The sequence below is a fragment of the Streptomyces sp. PTL18 genome (assembly GCF_059510295.1).
In genome coordinates this window covers 1-1,441 of the sequence record NZ_JCAJZO010000100.1, presented here as the reverse complement: position 1 = coordinate 1,441, position 1,441 = coordinate 1, and the positions used below count along the sequence as shown (strand labels likewise).

At 65.3% G+C, this 1,441-nt stretch carries 1 protein-coding gene; it reads right to left on the bottom strand.

Translation table 11 applies throughout. The features are described from left to right. Nucleotides 1-172: 172 nt before the first annotated feature. The gene (locus tag AC5WS8_RS39120) at nucleotides 173-1,300 is read right to left on the bottom strand and encodes an IS701 family transposase (RefSeq protein WP_496108231.1); all 1,128 of its coding nucleotides are present in this window, start codon (nucleotides 1,298-1,300) and stop codon (nucleotides 173-175) included. Nucleotides 1,301-1,441 lie beyond the last annotated feature (141 nt).

Sequence of the window (1,441 nt, the reverse complement as noted above, 5' to 3'; positions counted from 1 at the left end):
CTAGTACTACAGGGCTAGATCTTGATCATCTGGAGTCGTAGGCGCCTTCGGAAGTGGTGCCGTCGTGCCTCCGCCTGATGCGCGCGTCGCCAGATCGACCAGTGAAGTCCCTGGTCGATGGCGATGCGGGTCAGGCCGATCAGGTTGAACAGCCGCCGGACCTCGGCGACGGTCAGGGCCGCGAGCCGTCGCGTTCGCGGCCCGCGGTCACCGCCCAGGTTCGAAGAGCCCCCTTTTGCGGGGTTCGGGCCATCGCGGCCAGGAAGGCCAACGCCAGCATGGCCATGGTGATATGGCGATGCCAGGCGTCGTATTTGCGTACCTGGTAGTTGTCCAGCCCGGCCTGCTGCTTGGCCGCCTCGAAACACTCCTCGACCGGCCAGCGCAATCCGATGACCGCCACCAGTTCCGACAGTGACTCCCCGCGCGGGTTGTAGCAGTGGAAGTAGGCGATCTCCCCATCCGCGATGGTGCGGCGGACGACGTACTGGTGCCCGTCCCGTCCGGCGATGACGGCCCAGTCGTAGGTGCGGAATCCTTTCGCACCGATCCCGCAGGCGCGCCGGGAGAAGTCCCCCGGTCGCAGGTGTGATGCCAGGTTGTCCAACCGGGTCGGGGTGTCGGGGTTGGTGGTGATGCCCGCGGTGTTCACGTCGGTGGATTTCGGGACAGCCATGCAGTAGGCAATGCCCTCTGCTTCCAGGTGCCTGCGCAGAATCCTGTTCTGGCCGAACTCCTCGTCCGCGACGAACCATGAAAACGGCACCCCGGCCGCCACGGCGCGGTCGATCATGGCCTGGACCTGCTGCGGACGGGTTTGGAAGACCACCTCGTCCGGGATCCCGGCCTCCCGGCGGCGTTCGAAGTCAACGGCCCAGGAATCCTTGGGCAGGTAGAGCTCCCGGTCGATCAGTACACGGTCGCCACGACGGTTGGCGTAGGCCAGGAACGTCCCGATCTGACAATTGTCGACACGTCCGAGGGTGCCGGAATACTGCCGCTGGACCCCGGCGGATTTGACGCCCTTCTTCTCGAACCCGGTGGGGTCGGCGATCAGCACGCCCCGGGGATCCGCGAAGCGTTCCATGGCGTAGTCGCGGACCAGGTCCCGCATCAGAGCCGCGCTCCACGGGGTGAGGTTCAAGAACCGCTGGAGTGCCTTGGGCTCCTTCTCGCCGGCGAACTCAGCCATGGTCCAGCCGTTCTTGCGCTGCAATGGGGAGAGGAGCCCACGCAGGTACTGAAGGGCATGCTCCTGGGATTCCGGGCGGTAGAACAGCGGGGTTATCCGCTCACCCAACGCGGCGAACTCGCGGTCCCAGACGGCTAAATCGGCCGGGCTGACGGCGTCCGACGGACAATCTTGATCACGGGGCTGTGTCGTGGCCACAGCGAGAGCCTCCCATTACCCCATGATCAAGATCTAGCCCTGTAGTACTAG